18 protein-coding genes are annotated in these 18716 nt (G+C 31.6%); 8 read left to right on the top strand and 10 right to left on the bottom strand.

Features of this window, described 5'->3' with window-relative positions; translation table 11 throughout:
- Nucleotides 1–67 precede the first annotated feature (67 nt).
- The 4 genes from WHD08_RS07950 to WHD08_RS07935 all read right to left on the bottom strand — a co-directional run bounded on the left by WHD08_RS07950 (nucleotide 68) and on the right by WHD08_RS07935 (nucleotide 6234).
- On the bottom strand, nucleotides 68–1864 hold the full coding sequence (locus WHD08_RS07950) for an acyl-CoA dehydrogenase family protein (protein ID WP_208888607.1): 1797 nt from the start codon (nucleotides 1862–1864) through the stop codon (nucleotides 68–70).
- A gap of 130 nt (nucleotides 1865–1994) precedes the next feature.
- Nucleotides 1995–3185, bottom strand: a complete 1191-nt coding sequence (locus tag WHD08_RS07945; protein WP_208888608.1) for an acetyl-CoA C-acyltransferase — start codon at nucleotides 3183–3185, stop codon at nucleotides 1995–1997.
- 77 nt (nucleotides 3186–3262) lie between these two features.
- Nucleotides 3263–5668, bottom strand: coding sequence for a 3-hydroxyacyl-CoA dehydrogenase/enoyl-CoA hydratase family protein (locus WHD08_RS07940; protein ID WP_208888609.1), 2406 nt, complete (start codon nucleotides 5666–5668; stop codon nucleotides 3263–3265).
- A 104-nt stretch (nucleotides 5669–5772) separates the two neighbouring features.
- Complete coding sequence (locus WHD08_RS07935; protein WP_208888610.1) at nucleotides 5773–6234, bottom strand: MarR family winged helix-turn-helix transcriptional regulator; 462 nt, start codon at nucleotides 6232–6234, stop codon at nucleotides 5773–5775.
- A gap of 284 nt (nucleotides 6235–6518) precedes the next feature.
- Between WHD08_RS07935 and WHD08_RS07930 the strand changes: the two genes are divergently transcribed.
- From WHD08_RS07930 to WHD08_RS07910, 5 genes are read left to right on the top strand one after another with little or no spacing between them, the layout of a single operon-like run.
- The gene (locus WHD08_RS07930) at nucleotides 6519–7448 is read left to right on the top strand and encodes an ABC transporter ATP-binding protein (RefSeq protein WP_166385339.1); all 930 of its coding nucleotides are present in this window, start codon (nucleotides 6519–6521) and stop codon (nucleotides 7446–7448) included.
- Nucleotides 7449–7452: 4 nt separating this feature from the next.
- On the top strand, nucleotides 7453–8778 hold the full coding sequence (locus WHD08_RS07925) for an ABC transporter permease (RefSeq protein ID WP_208888611.1): 1326 nt from the start codon (nucleotides 7453–7455) through the stop codon (nucleotides 8776–8778).
- 11 nt (nucleotides 8779–8789) lie between these two features.
- Nucleotides 8790–9632: a mechanosensitive ion channel family protein gene (locus WHD08_RS07920; RefSeq protein WP_166385335.1), complete on the top strand. Its 843-nt coding sequence runs from the start codon at nucleotides 8790–8792 to the stop codon at nucleotides 9630–9632.
- Between the two features lie 8 nt (nucleotides 9633–9640).
- The gene (locus tag WHD08_RS07915) at nucleotides 9641–10510 is read left to right on the top strand and encodes a DUF6268 family outer membrane beta-barrel protein (protein WP_208888612.1); all 870 of its coding nucleotides are present in this window, start codon (nucleotides 9641–9643) and stop codon (nucleotides 10508–10510) included.
- A complete protein-coding gene (locus WHD08_RS07910) occupies nucleotides 10510–11673 on the top strand; it encodes a sigma-54-dependent transcriptional regulator (protein WP_165732925.1) in 1164 nt (387 codons plus the stop codon). Before WHD08_RS07915 ends, WHD08_RS07910 begins: the two co-directional genes overlap by 1 nt.
- Here WHD08_RS07910 and WHD08_RS07905 read toward each other — a convergent pair.
- Both WHD08_RS07905 and katG read right to left on the bottom strand, forming a co-directional pair.
- On the bottom strand, nucleotides 11651–12151 hold the full coding sequence (locus tag WHD08_RS07905; RefSeq protein ID WP_208888613.1) for an ankyrin repeat domain-containing protein: 501 nt from the start codon (nucleotides 12149–12151) through the stop codon (nucleotides 11651–11653). The two genes, WHD08_RS07910 and WHD08_RS07905, sit on opposite strands and share 23 nt — an antisense overlap.
- Nucleotides 12152–12318: 167 nt before the next feature.
- Complete coding sequence (katG, locus tag WHD08_RS07900) at nucleotides 12319–14493, bottom strand: catalase/peroxidase HPI (RefSeq protein WP_208888614.1); 2175 nt, start codon at nucleotides 14491–14493, stop codon at nucleotides 12319–12321.
- Between the two features lie 307 nt (nucleotides 14494–14800).
- Between katG and WHD08_RS07895 the strand changes: the two genes are divergently transcribed.
- The 3 genes from WHD08_RS07895 to WHD08_RS07885 all read left to right on the top strand — a co-directional run bounded on the left by WHD08_RS07895 (nucleotide 14801) and on the right by WHD08_RS07885 (nucleotide 16085).
- Nucleotides 14801–15442, top strand: a complete 642-nt coding sequence (locus WHD08_RS07895) for a peroxiredoxin (RefSeq protein ID WP_165732922.1) — start codon at nucleotides 14801–14803, stop codon at nucleotides 15440–15442.
- 69 nt (nucleotides 15443–15511) lie between these two features.
- Nucleotides 15512–15820, top strand: coding sequence for a thioredoxin family protein (locus tag WHD08_RS07890; RefSeq protein ID WP_208888615.1), 309 nt, complete (start codon nucleotides 15512–15514; stop codon nucleotides 15818–15820).
- A gap of 7 nt (nucleotides 15821–15827) precedes the next feature.
- On the top strand, nucleotides 15828–16085 hold the full coding sequence (locus tag WHD08_RS07885; protein WP_208888616.1) for a DUF6952 family protein: 258 nt from the start codon (nucleotides 15828–15830) through the stop codon (nucleotides 16083–16085).
- A 34-nt stretch (nucleotides 16086–16119) separates the two neighbouring features.
- Here WHD08_RS07885 and WHD08_RS07880 read toward each other — a convergent pair whose 3' ends face one another.
- The 4 genes from WHD08_RS07880 to WHD08_RS07865 all read right to left on the bottom strand — a co-directional run bounded on the left by WHD08_RS07880 (nucleotide 16120) and on the right by WHD08_RS07865 (nucleotide 18682).
- Complete coding sequence (locus WHD08_RS07880; protein WP_244183219.1) at nucleotides 16120–16896, bottom strand: SGNH/GDSL hydrolase family protein; 777 nt, start codon at nucleotides 16894–16896, stop codon at nucleotides 16120–16122.
- Nucleotides 16886–17053: a hypothetical protein gene (locus tag WHD08_RS07875; protein ID WP_208888618.1), complete on the bottom strand. Its 168-nt coding sequence runs from the start codon at nucleotides 17051–17053 to the stop codon at nucleotides 16886–16888. Before WHD08_RS07875 ends, WHD08_RS07880 begins: the two co-directional genes overlap by 11 nt.
- A 21-nt stretch (nucleotides 17054–17074) precedes the next feature.
- A complete protein-coding gene (locus WHD08_RS07870) occupies nucleotides 17075–17761 on the bottom strand; it encodes a GNAT family N-acetyltransferase (protein ID WP_208888619.1) in 687 nt (228 codons plus the stop codon).
- 69 nt (nucleotides 17762–17830) lie between these two features.
- Nucleotides 17831–18682 (bottom strand): GIN domain-containing protein, encoded by an 852-nt coding sequence (locus WHD08_RS07865; protein WP_208888620.1) that lies wholly within the window; start codon nucleotides 18680–18682, stop codon nucleotides 17831–17833.
- Nucleotides 18683–18716: the final 34 nt, after the last annotated feature.

The raw sequence follows: 18716 nt of genomic DNA, 5'->3' as shown, positions 1-18716 counted from the left end.
TGATAGTCAGTTGAGTTTGAACAAGAATTTGAAAACTTCGACAAACTCAATTTGACATCAAGAGTTTTTAGAAACAGTATTTATTTTCTGCTTTTACTTTTTCTGCGATTTCGTTACGTAAATCTACAATATCTGGGTAGTTTTGGTACTTCGTAAAACGTTTTAATCCCATTAACATCATACGTTGTTCATCTCCTTCGGCAAAAGAAATAATACTTTCTTTCCCTTTTTCTTCAATAATATCTACTGCATGATATAAATATAATTTAGACATTGCAATTTGAACAGACTGTGCTTCTTTGCTAGTGCGTTTTACATTTTTTTCTGTTCTTAAAATAGCAGATTCAGCCATGTATATTTCAATTAAAATATCTGATGCTGCAAGTAATAATTGCTGATGTTCTTCTATTTCTGGACCATATTTTTGAAGTGCTGCACCTGCAACCATTAAAAATGTTTTCTTTAATTTAGAAATCATTAGTTTTTCTTCAGAAAATAATTCAGAAAAATCAGGAGTTTCAAAAGAAGGAATTCCCATTAAGCTATCTGCAACTTCTGTTGCAGGGCCTAATAAGTCAACATGACCTTTCATCGCTTTTTTAATTAACATTCCTACAGAAAGCATTCTGTTAATTTCGTTAGTTCCTTCGTAAATACGAGCAATTCTTGCATCTCTCCAGGCAGATTCCATCGGAGTTTCTTCAGAGAATCCCATTCCTCCAAAAATCTGAATTCCTTCGTCCGCACAATTTTGTACATCTTCAGAAACAGCCACTTTTAAAATAGAACATTCAATAGCATATTCTTCAACACCTTTTAATTCTGCCTCTTGATGCGTGTTTCCTGCTTCAACTCTTAATGCAATTCTGTCTTCAATATCTTTAGAAGCTCTATAAGTTGCAGATTCACCAACATAAGAATTGGTAGCCATTTCTGCTAATTTTACTTTAATGGCTCCAAAATCTGAAATAGGAGTTTTAAATTGTTTACGCTCATTTGCATATTTTACAGCATGTGTAACAATTCTTCTTTGAGAATCTAAACAAGCAGCGGCTAATTTAATTCGCCCAACATTTAAAGCGTTCATAGCAATTTTAAAACCTTCCCCACGACCTGCTAACATATTTTCTACAGGAACTACAGTATCATTAAAAAATACTTGTCTTGTAGATGAAGCTCTAATTCCTAATTTATGTTCTTCTTCTCCTAATGTAATTCCATTCGGATTTTCTTTGTCAAACTCAACAATAAAACCTGTTATGTTTTTATCACCTTCTATACGCGCAAAAACGATCATTAAACGACAAAAACCTGCGTTAGAAATCCACATTTTTTGACCGTTAATTTTGTATGATTTTCCATCAGCAGATAATTCAGCGGTAGTTTTACCAGAATTTGCATCAGATCCAGCACCTGGTTCAGTTAAACAATAAGCACCAAACCACTCACCAGTAGCTAATTTTGGCACATATTTTTTCTTTTGTTCTTCTGTTCCATATAAAGTAATTGGCATGGTACCAATACCTGTATGTGCACCAAAAGCGGTACTGAAAGAACCTGTTCCTGATGAAATATAATCACACGTTAAAACGGTAGAAACAAATCCCATTCCTAATCCTTCATAAGCTTCAGGAACTGCTACTCCTAAAAAACCTAATTCACCTGCTTTACGCATTACTTCTTCTGTAAGTGCATAATCTTTTGCTTCAAAACGTGCTTTATGAGGAATGATTTCTCTGTCGTTAAATTCAGTAACAGCCTCTTTCATCATTTGTTGCTCTTCAGAAAAATCTTCTGGAGTAAATATATCTTCACAGTTTGTTTCCTTAACAAGGAATTGTCCACCTCTTAATAAATCTGCCATAGTTAGCCCCTTGTTCCCAGATGGGAAACCTACCAAGGGTTAGTAGGGTTTTAGTTAATTATTTTGTTTTTCAAGAACTTTATTCTTTTCTTATTTTTCTTTTCAGAAAAATGTATATGTGCTTTTTTAGTTATGAAAGAAATTCAAAAACACCCGCAGCACCTTGTCCGGTACCAACACACATAGTTACCATTCCGTATTTGTTTTTCATATCGCGTTTACGCATTTCATCAAATAATTGTACAGATAATTTTGCGCCTGTACAACCTAACGGATGTCCTAATGCAATGGCTCCACCATTTACATTTACAATGTCTTGGTTTAAATCTAACTCACGCATTACTGCTAAAGACTGAGAAGCAAATGCTTCATTCAATTCAATTAGCTCGATATCGTTTTGTTGTAAACCTGCTTGTTTTAAAACTTTAGGTATTGCAGCAACAGGACCAATTCCCATAATTCTAGGTTCTACACCAGCAGCAGCATAATTTACTACTCTTGCAATTGGTTCTAGATTTAATTCTTTCACCATTTCTTCGCTCATTACCATCACAAAAGCAGCACCATCACTCATTTGAGATGAGTTACCAGCAGTTACACTTCCGCCAGCCGCAAAAACCGGACGTAATTTATTTAAAATAGCTGTTGAGGTTCCTGCTCTTGGACCTTCATCTTTATTTACGGTATATTTTTTTGTTGCTTTCTTTCCGTTTGCATCTAAATAGGTTTGTTCTACTTCAATAGGAACAATTTGATCTTGAAAACGGTTTTCTGCTTGTGCTTTTAAAGCTTTCATGTGAGAATTGAAAGCAAATTCATCTTGGTCTTCTCTAGAAACCTTAAACTGATTTGCAACTGCTTCAGCAGTATTTCCCATTCCCCAATAATAATCTGCATGACCAGATTTTATCGTATCGTAATTTAATTCTGGTTTAAAACCTGTCATTGGTACAGAACTCATACTTTCTGCTCCACCGGCAATAATACAATCAGCCATTCCTGCACTAATTTTAGCAGCAGCCATTGCAATGGTTTCTAATCCTGAAGAACAAAATCTGTTTACAGTAACACCAGGAACATCCACAGAATTTAATCCTATTAAAGAAATAAATCGTGCCATGTTTAATCCTTGTGCTCCTTCTGGCATTGCATTACCAACCATAACATCATCGATGCGCTTTACGTCTAAATTTGGTAATTCTTTCATCATGTGCTGAATGGTTTCGGCACCTAATTCGTCTGCTCGTTTAAAGCGAAAAACACCTTTTGGAGCTTTTGCAACTGCTGTTCTATATGCTTTTACTATATATGCTGTTTTCATTTTTTCTTGATTTTTAGATTATTGGATTTTCAGATATTTAGATTTCTAACAATCGAGAAATCTAACGCTCTAATAATCTAATTTCTTAATGGTTTACCTGTTTTTAACATCGCTTGAATTCTCTCTAACGTTTTGCGTTCCGTACAAAGTGATAAAAATGCTTCTCTCTCTAAATCTAATAGATACTGTTCTGTAACCAAAGTTGGTTCAGATAAATCTCCTCCTGCCATAACATAGGCCAGTTTATTAGCTATTTTCATGTCGTGTTCAGAAATATATTTAGAATGTTCCATAGAATCCGTTCCTACTAAAAACATACCCAAAGCTTGTTTACCTAAAACCTTAACGTCATTTCGCTTTACAGGTTGTGTATAACCACTCTCTGCCATTAATTTAGCGTGTGCTTTTGCAGTTGCTATTTGTCTATCTTTATTTACAACAATAATATCTTTTCCTTTTTGAAGTAAGCCTAAATCGAATGCTTCATACGCAGAGGTAGATACTTTTGCCATACCGATGGTTAAGAAGTTTTCTTGTAAAACGTTTAACTCAACATCTCCTTTTTGAAAAGAATCTGATGCTCTTAAGGCCATTTCTTTAGAACCACCACCACCAGGAATTACACCAACTCCAAATTCTACTAATCCCATATAGGTTTCTGCAGCTGCAACAACTTTATCTGCGTGTAAAGAGATTTCACAACCACCACCTAAAGCCATTCCATGAGGAGCAGAAATAGTTGGTATAGATGAATATCGCATACGCATCATCGTATCTTGAAAATGTTTGATGGCATAATTTAATTCATCATATTCTTGCTCTACAGCCATCATAAAAATCATACCAATGTTTGCCCCAACAGAAAAGTTTGCTGCTTGGTTACCAACAACCAAACCTTGAAAATCTTTTTCTGCTAAATCTATTCCTTTATTAATACCAGTTAATACATCACCACCAATCGTATTCATTTTAGATTGGAATTCTATATTTAAAATTCCGTCTCCAATATCTTCTATAACAACACCCGAATTTTTAAAAACTTCGTTTGATTTTCTAATGTTATCTAAAATAATAAAACCATCTTGACCCGGTTTTTTAGTTTGAGATTTAGAAGGAATATCATAAAAATAAGTAGCACCTTCTTTAACTGAATAGAAAGATTTAGAACCAGAGGCTAACATTTCTGTTACCCAAGTTGCAGGTTCTTTACCTTCGGCTTTCATTAATTCGATTCCTTTTTCTACACCAACGGCATCCCAAATTTCGAAAGGACCATTTTCCCAACCAAAACCAGCTTTCATTGCATCGTCAATCTTATAAAGCTCATCAGAAATTTCTGGAATTCTATTTTGGACGTATGCAAACATAGCTGCAAAGTTCTTTCTATAGAATTCACCAGCTTTATCTTTTCCACCAACCAATACTTTAAATCTGTCAATTGGCTTATCAATCGTTTTCGTAAGTTCTAAAGTTGCAAATTTTGCTCTTTTAGAAGAACGATATTCTAAAGTATCTAAGTCTAAAGTTAAAATTTCTTTTTTTCCTTCAGCATTTACTGTTTTTTTGTAGAAACCTTGTCCAGTTTTACTTCCCAACCATTTGTTTTCCATCATTTGGTTGATGAAACTAGGAAGCTTAAATAAATCGTGAGCTTCATCATCAGGACAGTTTTCATAGATTCCGTTTGCAACGTGTACAAGCGTATCTAAACCAACAACATCCACAGTTCTAAAAGTAGCAGATTTTGGTCTACCAATAACCGGTCCTGTTAATTTATCTACCTCTTCAACTGTTAAACCTAATTCCTTTACTTGATGAAATAAAGATTGAATTCCGAAAATTCCAATTCTATTTCCAATAAAAGCAGGAGTATCTTTTGCTAAAACAGAAGTTTTACCTAAAAATTTTTCTCCATACATCATTAAGAAGTCAGTAACCTCTTGTTTACAATCTGGTCCAGGAACAACCTCAAAAAGTTTTAAATATCTTGGAGGATTAAAAAAGTGAGTAACTGCAAAATGTTTCTGAAAATCTTCACTTCTTCCTTCATTCATAAACTGAATAGGAATACCAGAAGTGTTAGAAGAAATGATAGTACCAGGCTTTCTGTATTTCTCTAGTTTTTCAAAAACTATTTTTTTAATGTCTAGTCTTTCAACCACAACTTCCATAATCCAATCTACATCCGCAACTTTTGCAATATCATCATCTAAATTACCAGTGGTGATTCTATTTGCAAATTTTTGATTATAAATTGGAGATGGTTTAGATTTAAGGGAAGCTGTAAGTGCATCATTTACTAAACGATTTCGTACAACTTTGTCTTCGAGGGTTAGTCCTTTAGCTTTCTCTTTGTCGTTTAATTCTCTTGGCACAATGTCCAATAAAAGAACTTCAACTCCAATGTTTGCAAAATGACAAGCAATTCCGCTTCCCATAATTCCAGAGCCAATGATTGCTACTTTTTTAATTCTTCTAGTCATTTGTTTTTAAAATTATTTGACGTATGATTTAAAAAGAAATAAGATGTAAGACTTTTTGTATTCAGTCTAATTATCTCAGGTCATTCAGTCTTTAGTCAATTTTGTTATACTGCTTTATTTTTGTTGGCATTTTCGTAAATATCTTTGTCTGCAATTAGTTTGTTTATGGTAGATGTTACTTTAAAAAATCCTGCTAAATCTTCTTCAGAAACATTTTCCATTACGGTTTCATTAAACTGTATTACATACGCTTTAGATATTTTACGCATTTCTTTGCCATACTCAGTTAATTTGATGATGACACTTCTACCGTCATCTGGGTTTTTCTCTCTAGAAATAGCCCCTTTATCTTCCATCGTTTTTAATATTCTAGAAAGACTTGTAGGCTCCATTCCCATTAAAGGGCCTAAAGCTGTAGATGGTGTACCGTTTAGCTTGTCTATATTTAATAAAACAAATGCGGTAGCCATTGTACTATCATGTTTTACGGCCTGCTCGTTATACACTTTAGCGACTGCTTGCCAAGTTGCTCTGAGCTCATGATCTATTGATTTTAATTTATTCATTATGTCAAATATATAAAAATTTATTATGCACGCATAGTAAATTTACAAAAAGTTATGCGTGCATAGTAAATTTTAACAAATAATTTAGCGTTTTTAAGACCACATACTTGTGTTTCTTAAGTTGCGTTTTTATAATTATTATCTAAAAGGAGACCTTTTGTTTTTATTAATTGAAGTCTTTTTAAATTATATTGTAACGTTTTATCAAGTTTTTATACTAATCTTTTTAAAATATGTAAGTTTGTGATTACTGAGAACTTTCAGAAAAAAATTATTAAGAGGCAATGAAAAATTTATTAGAAGTTAATAATGTTGTAAAAAATTATGGTGATTTTAGAGCATTAAATGATGTTTCATTACATATACCTAAAGGATGTGTTTTTGGATTATTAGGTCCAAATGGAGCGGGAAAAACATCTTTAATTAGAATTATAAATCAAATAACAATGCCGGATAGCGGATCTATTATTTTAGATGGAGAAGTATTGGCACCACATCATACAGCACAAATTGGCTATTTACCAGAAGAACGTGGTTTGTATAAATCTATGAAAGTAGGAGAACAAGCTTTGTATTTAGCACAATTAAAAGGATTGAGTAAAGCTGAAGCAAAAAAACGTTTAAAATATTGGTTTGATAAATTTGATATTTCTGCTTGGTGGAATAAGAAAATTGAAGAGCTCTCTAAAGGAATGGCGCAAAAAGTACAGTTTATTGTTACGGTAATGCACAATCCTAAATTATTAATTTTTGATGAACCTTTTTCTGGTTTCGATCCTATTAATGCACAATTAATAGCGAAAGAAATTTTACAGCTTCGTGATGAAGGTGCAACCATTATTTTTTCTACCCACAGAATGGAATCTGTAGAAGAAATGTGCGATGAAATTGCTCTGATTGATAAATCGAACAAAATTTTAGACGGTAAGTTAGACGATATTAAGCGTCAGTTTAGAACGCATACGTTTCAAGTAGGCTTGCATACTGATCATCCTAAGGAAGTGGAAGCGAAATTAAAAGAGAATTTTGAGGTTTTTCCATCAAACTTTAAATTATTGAATGACAGTTTAACAATGAATATAAAATTAACAGAAGGAAATACTGCAAACGATTTGTTATCATTTTTAACAAGTAAGGGAGAAGTGCAGCATTTTGTAGAGTTGATACCAAGTGCAAATGATATTTTTATTCAGGCAATAAATAAGAACAATTAATAAAATGAGCAAGTTAAAACTAATTATACAGAGAGAGTTTATTGCAAAGGTTCGTAACAAATCTTTTATAATGATGACTTTTTTAAGTCCGTTATTAATGATTGGTATGGGGGCTTTGGTGTATTTTCTGATGCAAAAAAATGATGAGAAAGTTAAAGAAATCGTTTATGTAGATAATTCTGGGTTGTTTTCTAAAGAAGATTTTAAAGATTCTAAAACCATTCATTATACAGATTATACTGCTTTAGGAATTGAAGAAACAAAGAATAAGGTTGAAGAGGGAGATTATTACGGAGCACTAATTATCCCGAAACAAGATAGTTTAGAATTGTTGGCAAAATCGATAGAGTTTTATTCTACAGACTCCCCGGGAATGTCTGTTATGAGTTCTATGGAAAATAAAATAGAAACTAAAATTAGGCATCTAAAACTGAATAATTTTGGTATTGATATAGAGAAAATAGAAGCTTCTAAAATTAATACAGATATTAAAATGTATAATTTTTCAGGTGAAGAATCATCCAAATTAATAAACGGGTTAAAAATAGGTGTCGGGGCTATTGCTGGTTACTTATTAATGATGTTTGTAATGATTTATGGTACTTCTGTAATGAGAAGTGTTATTGAGGAAAAGACAAGTAGAATTATAGAAATTATTGTTTCGTCTGTAAAACCATTCCAACTAATGTTGGGTAAAATTTTAGGAAATGCCTCTGCCGGTTTACTGCAGTTTTTAATTTGGGGTATTATACTATCTGTTATTTTGTTTGTTGCTCAGTCTGTTTTTGGAGTAGATATGGTAGAAGTACAATCTGCAAGAATACCTGCGGAACAAATGGATGCTGTACAACAAGCAACAGCAGGAGATAAAGGTCAGATGATTGTACAAGAAATTCTGAAACTACCAATTTTAAAAATGTTTGTGTTATTTATTTTTTACTTTCTAGGTGGTTTTATGTTGTATAGTTCTTTATTTGCAGCTGTTGGTGCTGCTGTAGACAATGAAACAGATACACAACAATTTATGATGCCAATAATGTTACCTCTTATTTTAGGAGTTTATGTTGGTTTTGCAACCGTTATAAATGATCCTCACGGATCTATTGCCGTATTGTTTTCTCATATTCCGTTTACAAGTCCTATTGTAATGTTAATGAGAGTTCCTTTTGGTGTTTCTTGGTATGAATTGGTAATTTCTATGGCATTATTGTTAGTCACATTTGTATTTATGGTTTGGTTAGCAGCTAAAATTTATAGAGTAGGTATTTTAATGTATGGTAAAAAAGCTACCTATAAAGATTTGTATAAATGGCTAAAATATAAAGGATAATACTAGTTTTAATGAGAAAAATATTAGATTTTATAAATTCAAACTATGTAATAACAGATACTTTTAGTATCAGTATTCTTGATGTTCTTATTTTGACAATTACTTTAACAACTGCTTCTGTAGTGATAAGATTGTTCAAAAAAATAGTTAATAGAAAATTACTGCCAGAGAATGAATTAAAGGTTAGAAGTATTTTTTCTTATTTAACTTGGATTATCTATGTAGTTATTTTTTTAGTAACTATAAGTAAAATGGGGGTAAACTTAACGGCCCTTTTTGCAGCATCTGCAGCACTTTTAATTGGTGTTGGTTTGGCTTTGCAAACGTTATTTCAAGATATTATTTCGGGTGTTTTTATAATGATTGATAAATCTGTGCATGCTGGTGATATTATTGAGTTAGAAGGGAAAGTTGGTAGAGTAGAAGAAATAAAATTAAGAACCACTAGAGCGGTTACCTTAAATAATAAAGTATTAATAATCCCTAATCATTTATATTTAACCAACAGTTTGTATAATTGGACACAAAATGGCACTACCACAAGAGAATCTGTAAAAGTTGGAGTTGCTTATGGTAGCGACGTGCAATTGGTAAAAGAATTGTTAATTAAAGCTGCAAAATCTCACCCAAGTGTTTTAGTTAGTCCACCAGTTTCGGTGCTTTTTGAAGATTTTGGAGATAGTTCGTTAAACTTTAAAGTAGTATTTACACTTGCAGATAGTTTTAAAGCACAATATCCACAAAGTGATATTCGTTTTGAAATAGATAGATTATTTAGAGAACACAATATTTCAATTCCATTTCCTCAAAGAGATATTCATGTTTATTCTAATACGCAAGGACTTGTTAAATAAGGATTAAAATGAAGAGATGTATAATTGTTTTAGTATTATTTGTTAGTTTATCAACAAATGCACAGTTAACAGATTTAGCAAGAGTAGAATATTCTTTTATTCCCAAAAAAAAATCTGATGATCAATATACTAGAATTAGAGCGCTTTTTAATTATCCTATAAAAATAAAAGAAGATAGTTATTTAATAATTGGTTCAGAATTTAATAGGATATTTTTAAACTTAAAAGATGAATATCCTTTTGATACATCGCTATTAGAGAATATTAATGTTATTGATTTAAATTTAGCATACACTCATAAAATGAGCGATCATTGGAGAGTTGCTTATAGTTTTACACCTAGATTAGCAGCAACCTTAACAAAAAAAATAACGAGCGAAGATTTTTTTATGAACGGAGGTCTTTTTTTTATAAAAGATAGAACAAAAGATAAAAGTGTAATAAAACCATATCGTTTAACTTTGGGTTTAACATATAATACAACTGCAGGTATTCCTTTTCCGTTACCTTTAGTAAATTATTTTAGGCAAGTAAACGAGAAATGGTCTTATACAGTTGGTGTGCCTAAAATGAATTTAAAATATAAAATAAACCCAGTAAACAGTTTACAATCCTTTGTTGGTTTAGATGGTTATTTTGCACATTTAAAGACGCCAATAATTATGGATAATAAAGAAGCAGACAATATCTCTTTATCTGTATTGGTTGCAGGTTTGGGCTATGACTATCAACTTACAAAGCACTTAGTTTTGTTTGCATATAGTGGTTACACTGTTAGGTTGAGTAATGTTTTAAGAGATAAAGACAGAAAGCATGTATATACTTTAGATAAAGTAAATGCGTTTTATTTAAGAACAGGTATTAAATTTAAAATATAATGTCAAAGATTTTAATTATAGAAGATGAAGCCGCAATTAGAAGGGTTCTAACAAAAATTATTTCTGAAGAAAATGAATCCTATCATGTAGAAGAAGCAGAAGACGGTTTGTTAGGGATAGAAATGATTATGAATAACGATTACGATTTGGTTTTATGTGATATTAAAATGCCGAAAATGGATGGTGTTGAGGTGTTAGAAAAAGCTAAGAAAATAAAACCAGAAATTCCTATTGTTATGATTTCTGGCCATGGAGATTTAGACACTGCGGTAAATACAATGCGTTTAGGTGCTTTCGATTATATTTCTAAACCACCAGATTTAAACAGACTTTTAAATACAGTTAGAAATGCTTTGGATAAAAAAGTTTTGACTGTAGAAAATAAAAGACTGAAGAAAAAAGTAAGTAAAAACTACGAAATGATTGGTGAAAGTGCTGCAATTTCTCAAATAAAAGAGATGATTGAAAAAGTAGCACCAACCGATGCAAGAGTTTTAGTAACCGGACCAAACGGAACAGGAAAAGAGTTGGTTGCACATTGGTTACACGAAAAATCAGATAGATCTAAAGGTTCTTTAATTGAGGTAAACTGTGCTGCAATTCCTTCAGAATTAATAGAAAGCGAGTTATTTGGTCACGTAAAAGGTTCTTTTACTGGTGCAAATAAAGACAGAGCAGGTAAATTTGAAGCTGCAAACGGAGGTACTATTTTTTTAGATGAAATAGGAGACATGAGCTTGTCTGCACAAGCAAAAGTTTTGCGTGCTTTACAAGAAAATAAAATTCAGCGTGTTGGTTCGGATAGAGATATCAAAGTTAATGTTAGAATTGTTGCTGCAACTAATAAAAATCTTAAAGTAGAAATAGAGGAAGGTCGATTTAGAGAAGATTTATATCACAGGTTAGCGGTTATTTTAATTCAAGTTCCGTCTTTAAATGATCGAAGAGAAGACATTCCGTTATTGGTAGATTTCTTTACGGGTAAAATATCTGTAGAACAAGGAACGCCTAAAAAATCATTTTCATCTGATGCAATAAAATTGTTACAAGAATATGATTGGACGGGAAACATCCGTGAATTAAGAAATGTTGTAGAACGTTTAATTATTTTAGGAGAAAAAGAAGTCTCTGCAAACGATATTAAAATGTTTGCAAGTAAGTAGCTTCTTGAGTTTCTAGTAAGCTAATAATTTCTGTAAAATCTTTAGCTTTTGCAGTATCTAAGGCAGATTTGTTTTCTTTATCTTTAAGGGATAAATCTGCGTTTTGTTCTAATAAAAATGCCACCATCTTAGGTTGATTATATATAGTTGCAAAAATTAAAGGAGTGTAACCAAGGTTGTTTTGCGCATTGATATTTGCGTTATTCTTTAAAAGAAGTTTTGCAATATCTACATTGCCTTTAAAAGCGACACCTAATAAAGCGGTGTTTCCTTTAGCATCTTTATGATTTACATTTGCATTGTGTTTTATTAAAGTTTCTGCAATTTCTATTTTATCAAAATAAGTAGCAAAAACTAAAGGTGTAAAACCTCTTTTATCTTGTGCGTTTGCTAGTTTTGGAAACCTTTTTAATAGTGTTTCTATAACATTGATATTTACAGATTGAATTGCATCAAAAAAAGTATTTAAAATATTCATAAGTACTGTGTTTATTAAAAGAAGCTGTTCAAAAAGTATTAAATCTTGTCATACTGAACTTGTTTCAGTATCTCAACTTACTGAAATTCAATCTTCATAAGAATCTGAAATAAATTCAGATTGACAAAAAAACTTGCTTTTTGAACAGGCTCTTTTTTTTTAATTAATTATTTTACATCAAATCTATCAGCATTCATCACTTTTGCCCAAGCCTTTACAAATGCGTGTACAAATTTTTCTTTATTATCATCTTGTGCAAAAACTTCTGCATAAGAGCGTAAAATAGAATTAGAACCAAATACTAAATCTACACTTGTTGCAGACCATTTAAAAGCATCTGTTTTACGGTCTCTAATTTCATACAAACCTTCACCAACAGATTTCCAAGTATTTCCCATGTCTGTTAAGTTTACAAAGAAATCATTGGTTAAAGCACCTTCATTATCTGTAAAAACTCCATGTTTAGTTCCTCCGTAGTTCGTCCCTAAAACTCTCATTCCTCCAATTAAAATGGTCATTTCTGGTGCTGTTAAACCTAAAAGCTGTGTTTTATCTAACATCATTTCTTCCGGACTAACAATATATTCTTGTTTTAACCAGTTTCTATATCCGTCTGCAACTGGTTCTAAAGGTTCAAAAGAAGCTGCATCAGTCATTTCATCAGTAGCATCTCCACGTCCAGTAGTAAAAGGAACAGTTGTATTAAAACCAGCATTTTTAATTGCTTTTTCTACACCAACATTACCCGCTAAAACAATGGTGTCGGCAATACTAATTCCAAATTCTGTTGCAATTGGAGTTAAAACATTTAAAACCTTCGCTAATCTTTCTGGTTCATTACCAGCCCAATCTTTTTGCGGAGCTAAACGAATACGAGCACCATTTGCTCCTCCACGCATATCAGAACCTCTATAAGTTCTTGCACTATCCCAAGCGGTAGATACTAATTCTGCAATTGTTAAATCGGTATTAGAAATTTTTTCTTTAACAAGGTTTACGTCATATTCTTTCTTTCCTATAGGAATTGGATCTTGCCAAATTAAATCTTCAGAAGGTACATCCGGACCGTAATACCTAACTTTTGGTCCCATATCTCTGTGTGTTAATTTAAACCAAGCACGTGCAAAAGTTTCAGAAAAATATTGGTGGTCTTTGCTGAATTTCTCACAGATTTCACGATAGATAGGATCTACTTTCATGGCCATATCTGCATCCGTCATCATAGGATTCAAACGAATAGAAGGATCTTCTACATCTACAGGCTTGTCTTCTTCTTTAATATTGATTGGTGCCCATTGTGTAGCTCCTGCAGGACTTTTTGTTAATTCCCATTCATATCCAAATAAAAGGTCGAAAAATCCATTATCCCATTTTGTAGGTTCAGTTGTCCATGCACCCTCTATACCACTTGTTACGGTGTCTCTACCAACACCTGTTCCAGTAGGATTAGACCAACCAAAACCTTGGTTTTCAATAGGAGCAGCCTCTGGTTCTGGGCCTAAAATACTAGCGTCACCATTTCCGTGTGCTTTTCCAACTGTATGACCACCTGCAGTTAATGCAGCAGTTTCTTCATCGTCCATTGCCATACGAGCAAAAGTTTCTCTAATATGTAAAGCGGTTTTTGCAGGGTCAGATTTTCCGTTAACTCCTTCTGGATTTACGTAAATTAATCCCATTTGTACCGCTGCTAATGGGTTTTCCATTGTGCTAGCGTCCTCTACATCATTATAACGCTCATCACTTGGAGCTAACCATTCTTTTTCATTACCCCAATAGGTATCTTTTTCTGGTTGCCAAATATCTGTTCTACCAAAAGCAAAACCATAGGTTTTTAGTCCCATAGATTCATAAGCGATAGTACCCGCTAAAATGATTAAATCTGCCCAACTTAATTTGTCTCCATATTTTTTCTTAATTGGCCAAAGTAAACGTCTTGCCTTGTCTAAACTAGCATTGTCTGGCCAAGAATTTAAAGGAGCAAAACGTTGGTTTCCGGTTCCACCACCACCACGTCCATCACTAACTCTATAAGATCCTGCAGAGTGCCATGACAAACGAATCATCAATCCTCCATAGTGTCCCCAATCTGCTGGCCACCAATCTTGACTATCTGTCATTAGTTTGGTAACATCTTCTTTTAAAGCCTGAACATTTAAGCTTTTAAGAGCTTCATGATAATTAAATTCTTCACCAAGTGGATTTACTTTTGTGTCATGCTGGTGTAAAATATCTAAATTTAAAGAATTTGGCCACCAATCATTATTAGTTTCATTTGTTGTATTTCCTCCGTGAAATGGACATTGTGAAATGTCTCCAGAACTATGTTTTAAGTTTTCCATTATATATATGTTTTAAATTTTATGTTTTAATTTTTGACAAAACTACAATATGTTTTTAAATAATTTTTATCTATTGTTTTTATTTTAGGATAGTTAAAAACTATTTAAGGTGGTTAGTTCTTAAAAATACGAATTTTATAAACATAATTTTATTAATAGTGAAAATTTATTTAGCTGTTGTTTGTGTATAGTTAAAAGCTATAGTAATATTGAAACTAACCATTAAAATACTATCTTTTTTTTTGCTTTATTTTTATCTTTGTATCAGTAATAAATAGAACATTAATAATTATAAAACTTATATAGAATGGCAACAGCAGTTGGAAAAAAATTCCCAGATTTAAACGTAGACGCAATGAATGAAATGGGCGATACATTTAAAGTGAATGTATTAGAAGAAGCGGTTAATAATAACAAGAAAGTAGTGTTATTCTGGTACCCAAAAGACTTTACATTTGTATGTCCTACAGAATTACACGCTTTTCAAGCAGCTTTAGGTGAATTTGAAAAAAGAAACACTATTGTTATTGGTGCTTCTTGTGATACTCCAGAAGTTCATTTTGCATGGTTAAGTCAAGCAAAAGATAATGGAGGAATCGAAGGTGTTACATACCCACTTTTAGCAGATAGTAATAGAAATTTATCATCAATTTTAGGTATTTTAGATATCACTAACGAAACTTTTGATGAAGCTACACAAACTATTCAAGTAGAAGGAGATAATGTAACTTATAGAGCTACTTATATTATAGATGAAGAGGGTGTTGTACAACACGAAAGTATTAACAACATGCCTTTAGGTAGAAATGTTGGTGAATATTTACGTTTAATAGATGCTTTAACGCATGTACAAGAAAAAGGTGAAGTTTGTCCTGCAAACTGGGAAGAAGGAAAGGATGCTATGTCTCCAGATGCAAAAGGAACAGCAGCTTATTTAGCTTCTCACTAAATACTAATTATAAATTAAGAATTGCGGGTTTTATAATCCGTAGTTCTTAATTTTAAAGTCATAATTAAAATGGTACAAGAATTAACAGAAGATAATTTACAAGAAATTGTAAACGGAAACAATAAAGTAGTTGTACAATATTCTGCTACATGGTGTGGAAATTGTAGAATTATGAAACCTAAGTTTAAAAAGTTAGCTTCAGAAAATGAAAACGTAACTTTTGTGATTGCAGATGCAGAAAAATTTCCTGAAAGTAGAAAATTAGCAGATGTAAGTAACTTACCAACTTTTGCAACTTTTGAAGGAGGTAGTTTAAAAAATCAAACGCAAACAAACAAGTTTGATGTGTTGAAAGATTTAGTAAACGAAGTAATTTAATTAGATTATGAAATTACCTGTAATTAAACATCTTACTAATTTTATCGAAGAAAACGATCAAGATTATGTGCTAGAAACTATTGAAACTCTAGAAGCTTTAACAGAAGTTCCGTCTTTAAAAGATGAAGAATTAGATGTTATTGGTGAGTTAATTTCTAATATGTATGGTGCTCTCGAAGTTGATAAAATGGTAAAAGAAGGCACACCCAAAAAGGAAGCGTTAAATACTTTTATGAAACGCGTTTTAGGTTCTATAGACCAATAATAAATAGCATTGTTTAATGTATAATCCTAAGTATTTAACTTGGGATTTTTTTTGTGATAAAATTCCCCATTTCCTCTCCCCAAACTTTATACGTCAATTCTGACGGATGGACGCCATCGCTAAAATAAATTTTAGAATTATTATTTGATAAAGAGTGCTTTATACTCCATTTTTTTAGTGTGATGACTTCGTTATAGTAAAAAACGTTTTTTCTATCTTGTGTTACATCTTGAAGTCTTTCTCCTAAAATTTCTACCAAATTACCAATTACAAATTTTATTGGTTTTGTAAAAGCAGGAAATTCTTTAATAGGAGGCATGTTTGTAAAGAATAGAGGAGTACCTGGAAATCTATTTTGTAATAAATTGATGAGGTTTTCTATTGAATTAGCCCATTTTTTTGGAGAATTTAAAGTAAAAGCATCATTACCTCCCATTCCTATAACAATAATATCTGTAGATGTTTCTTCAATTTTAGGAATAATTTTTTTGCAAACTTGGTCAACTGTATAACCACTTCTAGCATATACGCGCCAATTTATATTCCTTTTTAAATTTATAGAAAGTGTATTTGATAACGAACCTGTAAAACCATTTTTATGATAGTCTACACCAACTCCTGCAATAGTGCTTTCTCCAATAGAAAGTATATTTAGAGTTTTATTAAAATGACCATTTATAAAACCTTTAGGTTCTTTTGCTTCTGGAAGTTTTGGGACCTTTTTTCTAATGTTTTTTCCTTGGAAATATAAAAAAGGTAGCAAGGGAACAGAAATTATGGCTCCTAAAAAGTATTTTACTTTATTCTTCATCCTTTTTGGCATCATTCACTTTTTTAATGATAGCTTTTAAACGTTCTTTATTTAACTGTTTTTCTAATTTCACCTTATTAATTTTCTGATTCATTAATTTAGTGTGTTTTGCTTTATTAACGGAATTTTTAGCTTTTCCTTTCCCTTTTTTTGGCATGTTGTTAAATTATTAGGTGTATTATTTTCTGCGGAATAACCACCAATTCATATCTCTACTTAATTTAAAACCTAACTTCTCATATAGTGGAATTGCAGTATTTCCTTTATTGGTATGCAATATAGGAAGTTTTTTTTCTTTTAAAATTTCTTTTGTTGTATGACAGATTAGTTGTTTCGCATATCCTCTTCTAGTGTAATCTGGATGCGTAACTACAGAACTGATTTCAATAAAATCATCAGTTTGCATTCGCTGTCCTGTAATAGCAACTAGTTTATTTTCTTTAAAAATACCAAAGAATTTCCCCATTTCAAAACCTTTCTTTTGATAAAAACCAGGCATTACTAACCAAATTAAATCATATACTTCATCTATGTGTTCTTGTGTTAGTAAAACAATATCTTCTGTAATTTCTACAGCTACCAAGTTCTTTAATACCATCTGGCATCCGTTTATTTTTTTCTCAAGAACTACATACTTGTCATCTATTGTAGGAGTGTCTTTTTCTGAAACTAAAAAGAATTTTTCTGTAATTTTAGAATGGGTTGTTAATGCATCTGCTGTTTTTCCGGAGTCAAAAAAAGAGCCAAAAGAACAGGTATTTGGCTGATAAAATTGTACGCCATCATACTTTATTAAAGAGGTATTGTGGGTTTCATTTAATGAATACCAGACAGGGTTTTTTAGTTTTTGTTCTAAGTCTTTCATCAGAAATAAATATATAAAAATAGCTCACAAATTGCGAGCTTTTTTCTTGATTTTTATTTTATTAAAGTATTATAATTCTTTTTTAAAGAGTTTAGAGCTCTCAGAAAATTGAGTTAAAATAATTTTAGCTTCTCCATATACTTCTGTTTTACTTTTATCTGATGCTTCTATAGTAATACTTTCTGATGCATTTACAGTAATTGCAGCCGAATCTTTTATAATACTTGTACAAGTAGTAACATTTAATTTTTCTCCATTTAACGCTGAATTTTCTAATGTAATAGCATTAAATAAATTAGCAGTTCCTTCAATATTTAAACCAGAATTACCAATCATTCTTGTGTGTAAGTTTTCTGCTTTAAGAACCATGTCTACTTTGCAAGATTCACTTAAATCTAGATCTACATCTTTACTTTCTATATCTAACTTACTTTTAGACCTAAATTGTATTCGAGATTTATTATTATTAAAGAGCTTAAAAATATCAGATTTTATCTTTAAATCAGCTATTCCATAATCGTTTATTTTAAGCAACATAGAAGATGTTTTTATGGTACCTAAAGATTCTATTTCTGCATCATCATTTAAAGTTATTTCCTTTAATTCATTTTTATAATTTACTGAAATATTTAACTTTTTTGCTTTTAATTTTTTGTCAGTAGCTATTGTTAAAACAGAATCTGTAACGTTAAAAATGATATGCTCGTGTAGGTTTTTATCGGTTTCTATCTCTATTGATGAAGAGATATTTGAGACTGCCAGTTCCACTTTAAAATCATTATTTATAACCACACTATGAAAAGGCGCTAGATCTGTTTTTATCTTTGATATTAATCTATTTCCCTTTATTTTTTCCTGACTAAAGGAGCTGTTAAATAAAGCAAATACGAATACTAATAATAATGTAGTTTTTTTTGTCATAATTGTTATTGTTATAAAAACTAAAAACCATTTC

Origin of the sequence: Polaribacter sejongensis, assembly GCF_038024065.1 — a bacterium.
GTDB lineage: Bacteria > Bacteroidota > Bacteroidia > Flavobacteriales > Flavobacteriaceae > Polaribacter > Polaribacter sejongensis.
Note: the sequence above shows the minus strand (reverse complement) of the source record. Positions and strands in the feature narration are given on the sequence as shown.

Bases quoted from the DNA above. Each gene is read 5' to 3' on its own strand.
- WHD08_RS07890 (WP_208888615.1), top strand. From the start codon at position 15,512: ATGGTACAAGAATTAACAGAAGATAATTTACAAGAAATTGTAAACGGA.
- WHD08_RS07870 (WP_208888619.1), bottom strand. From the start codon at position 17,761: ATGAAAGACTTAGAACAAAAACTAAAAAACCCTGTCTGGTATTCATTA.
- katG (WP_208888614.1), bottom strand. From the start codon at position 14,493: ATGGAAAACTTAAAACATAGTTCTGGAGACATTTCACAATGTCCATTT.
- WHD08_RS07875 (WP_208888618.1), bottom strand. From the start codon at position 17,053: ATGCCAAAAAAAGGGAAAGGAAAAGCTAAAAATTCCGTTAATAAAGCA.
- WHD08_RS07865 (WP_208888620.1), bottom strand. From the start codon at position 18,682: ATGACAAAAAAAACTACATTATTATTAGTATTCGTATTTGCTTTATTT.
- WHD08_RS07915 (WP_208888612.1), top strand. From the start codon at position 9,641: ATGAAGAGATGTATAATTGTTTTAGTATTATTTGTTAGTTTATCAACA.
- WHD08_RS07925 (WP_208888611.1), top strand. From the start codon at position 7,453: ATGAGCAAGTTAAAACTAATTATACAGAGAGAGTTTATTGCAAAGGTT.
- WHD08_RS07905 (WP_208888613.1), bottom strand. From the start codon at position 12,151: ATGAATATTTTAAATACTTTTTTTGATGCAATTCAATCTGTAAATATC.
- WHD08_RS07880 (WP_244183219.1), bottom strand. From the start codon at position 16,896: ATGAAGAATAAAGTAAAATACTTTTTAGGAGCCATAATTTCTGTTCCC.
- WHD08_RS07940 (WP_208888609.1), bottom strand. From the start codon at position 5,668: ATGACTAGAAGAATTAAAAAAGTAGCAATCATTGGCTCTGGAATTATG.
- WHD08_RS07920 (WP_166385335.1), top strand. From the start codon at position 8,790: ATGAGAAAAATATTAGATTTTATAAATTCAAACTATGTAATAACAGAT.
- WHD08_RS07885 (WP_208888616.1), top strand. From the start codon at position 15,828: ATGAAATTACCTGTAATTAAACATCTTACTAATTTTATCGAAGAAAAC.
- WHD08_RS07935 (WP_208888610.1), bottom strand. From the start codon at position 6,234: ATGAATAAATTAAAATCAATAGATCATGAGCTCAGAGCAACTTGGCAA.
- WHD08_RS07930 (WP_166385339.1), top strand. From the start codon at position 6,519: ATGAAAAATTTATTAGAAGTTAATAATGTTGTAAAAAATTATGGTGAT.
- WHD08_RS07950 (WP_208888607.1), bottom strand. From the start codon at position 1,864: ATGGCAGATTTATTAAGAGGTGGACAATTCCTTGTTAAGGAAACAAAC.
- WHD08_RS07895 (WP_165732922.1), top strand. From the start codon at position 14,801: ATGGCAACAGCAGTTGGAAAAAAATTCCCAGATTTAAACGTAGACGCA.
- WHD08_RS07945 (WP_208888608.1), bottom strand. From the start codon at position 3,185: ATGAAAACAGCATATATAGTAAAAGCATATAGAACAGCAGTTGCAAAA.
- WHD08_RS07910 (WP_165732925.1), top strand. From the start codon at position 10,510: ATGTCAAAGATTTTAATTATAGAAGATGAAGCCGCAATTAGAAGGGTT.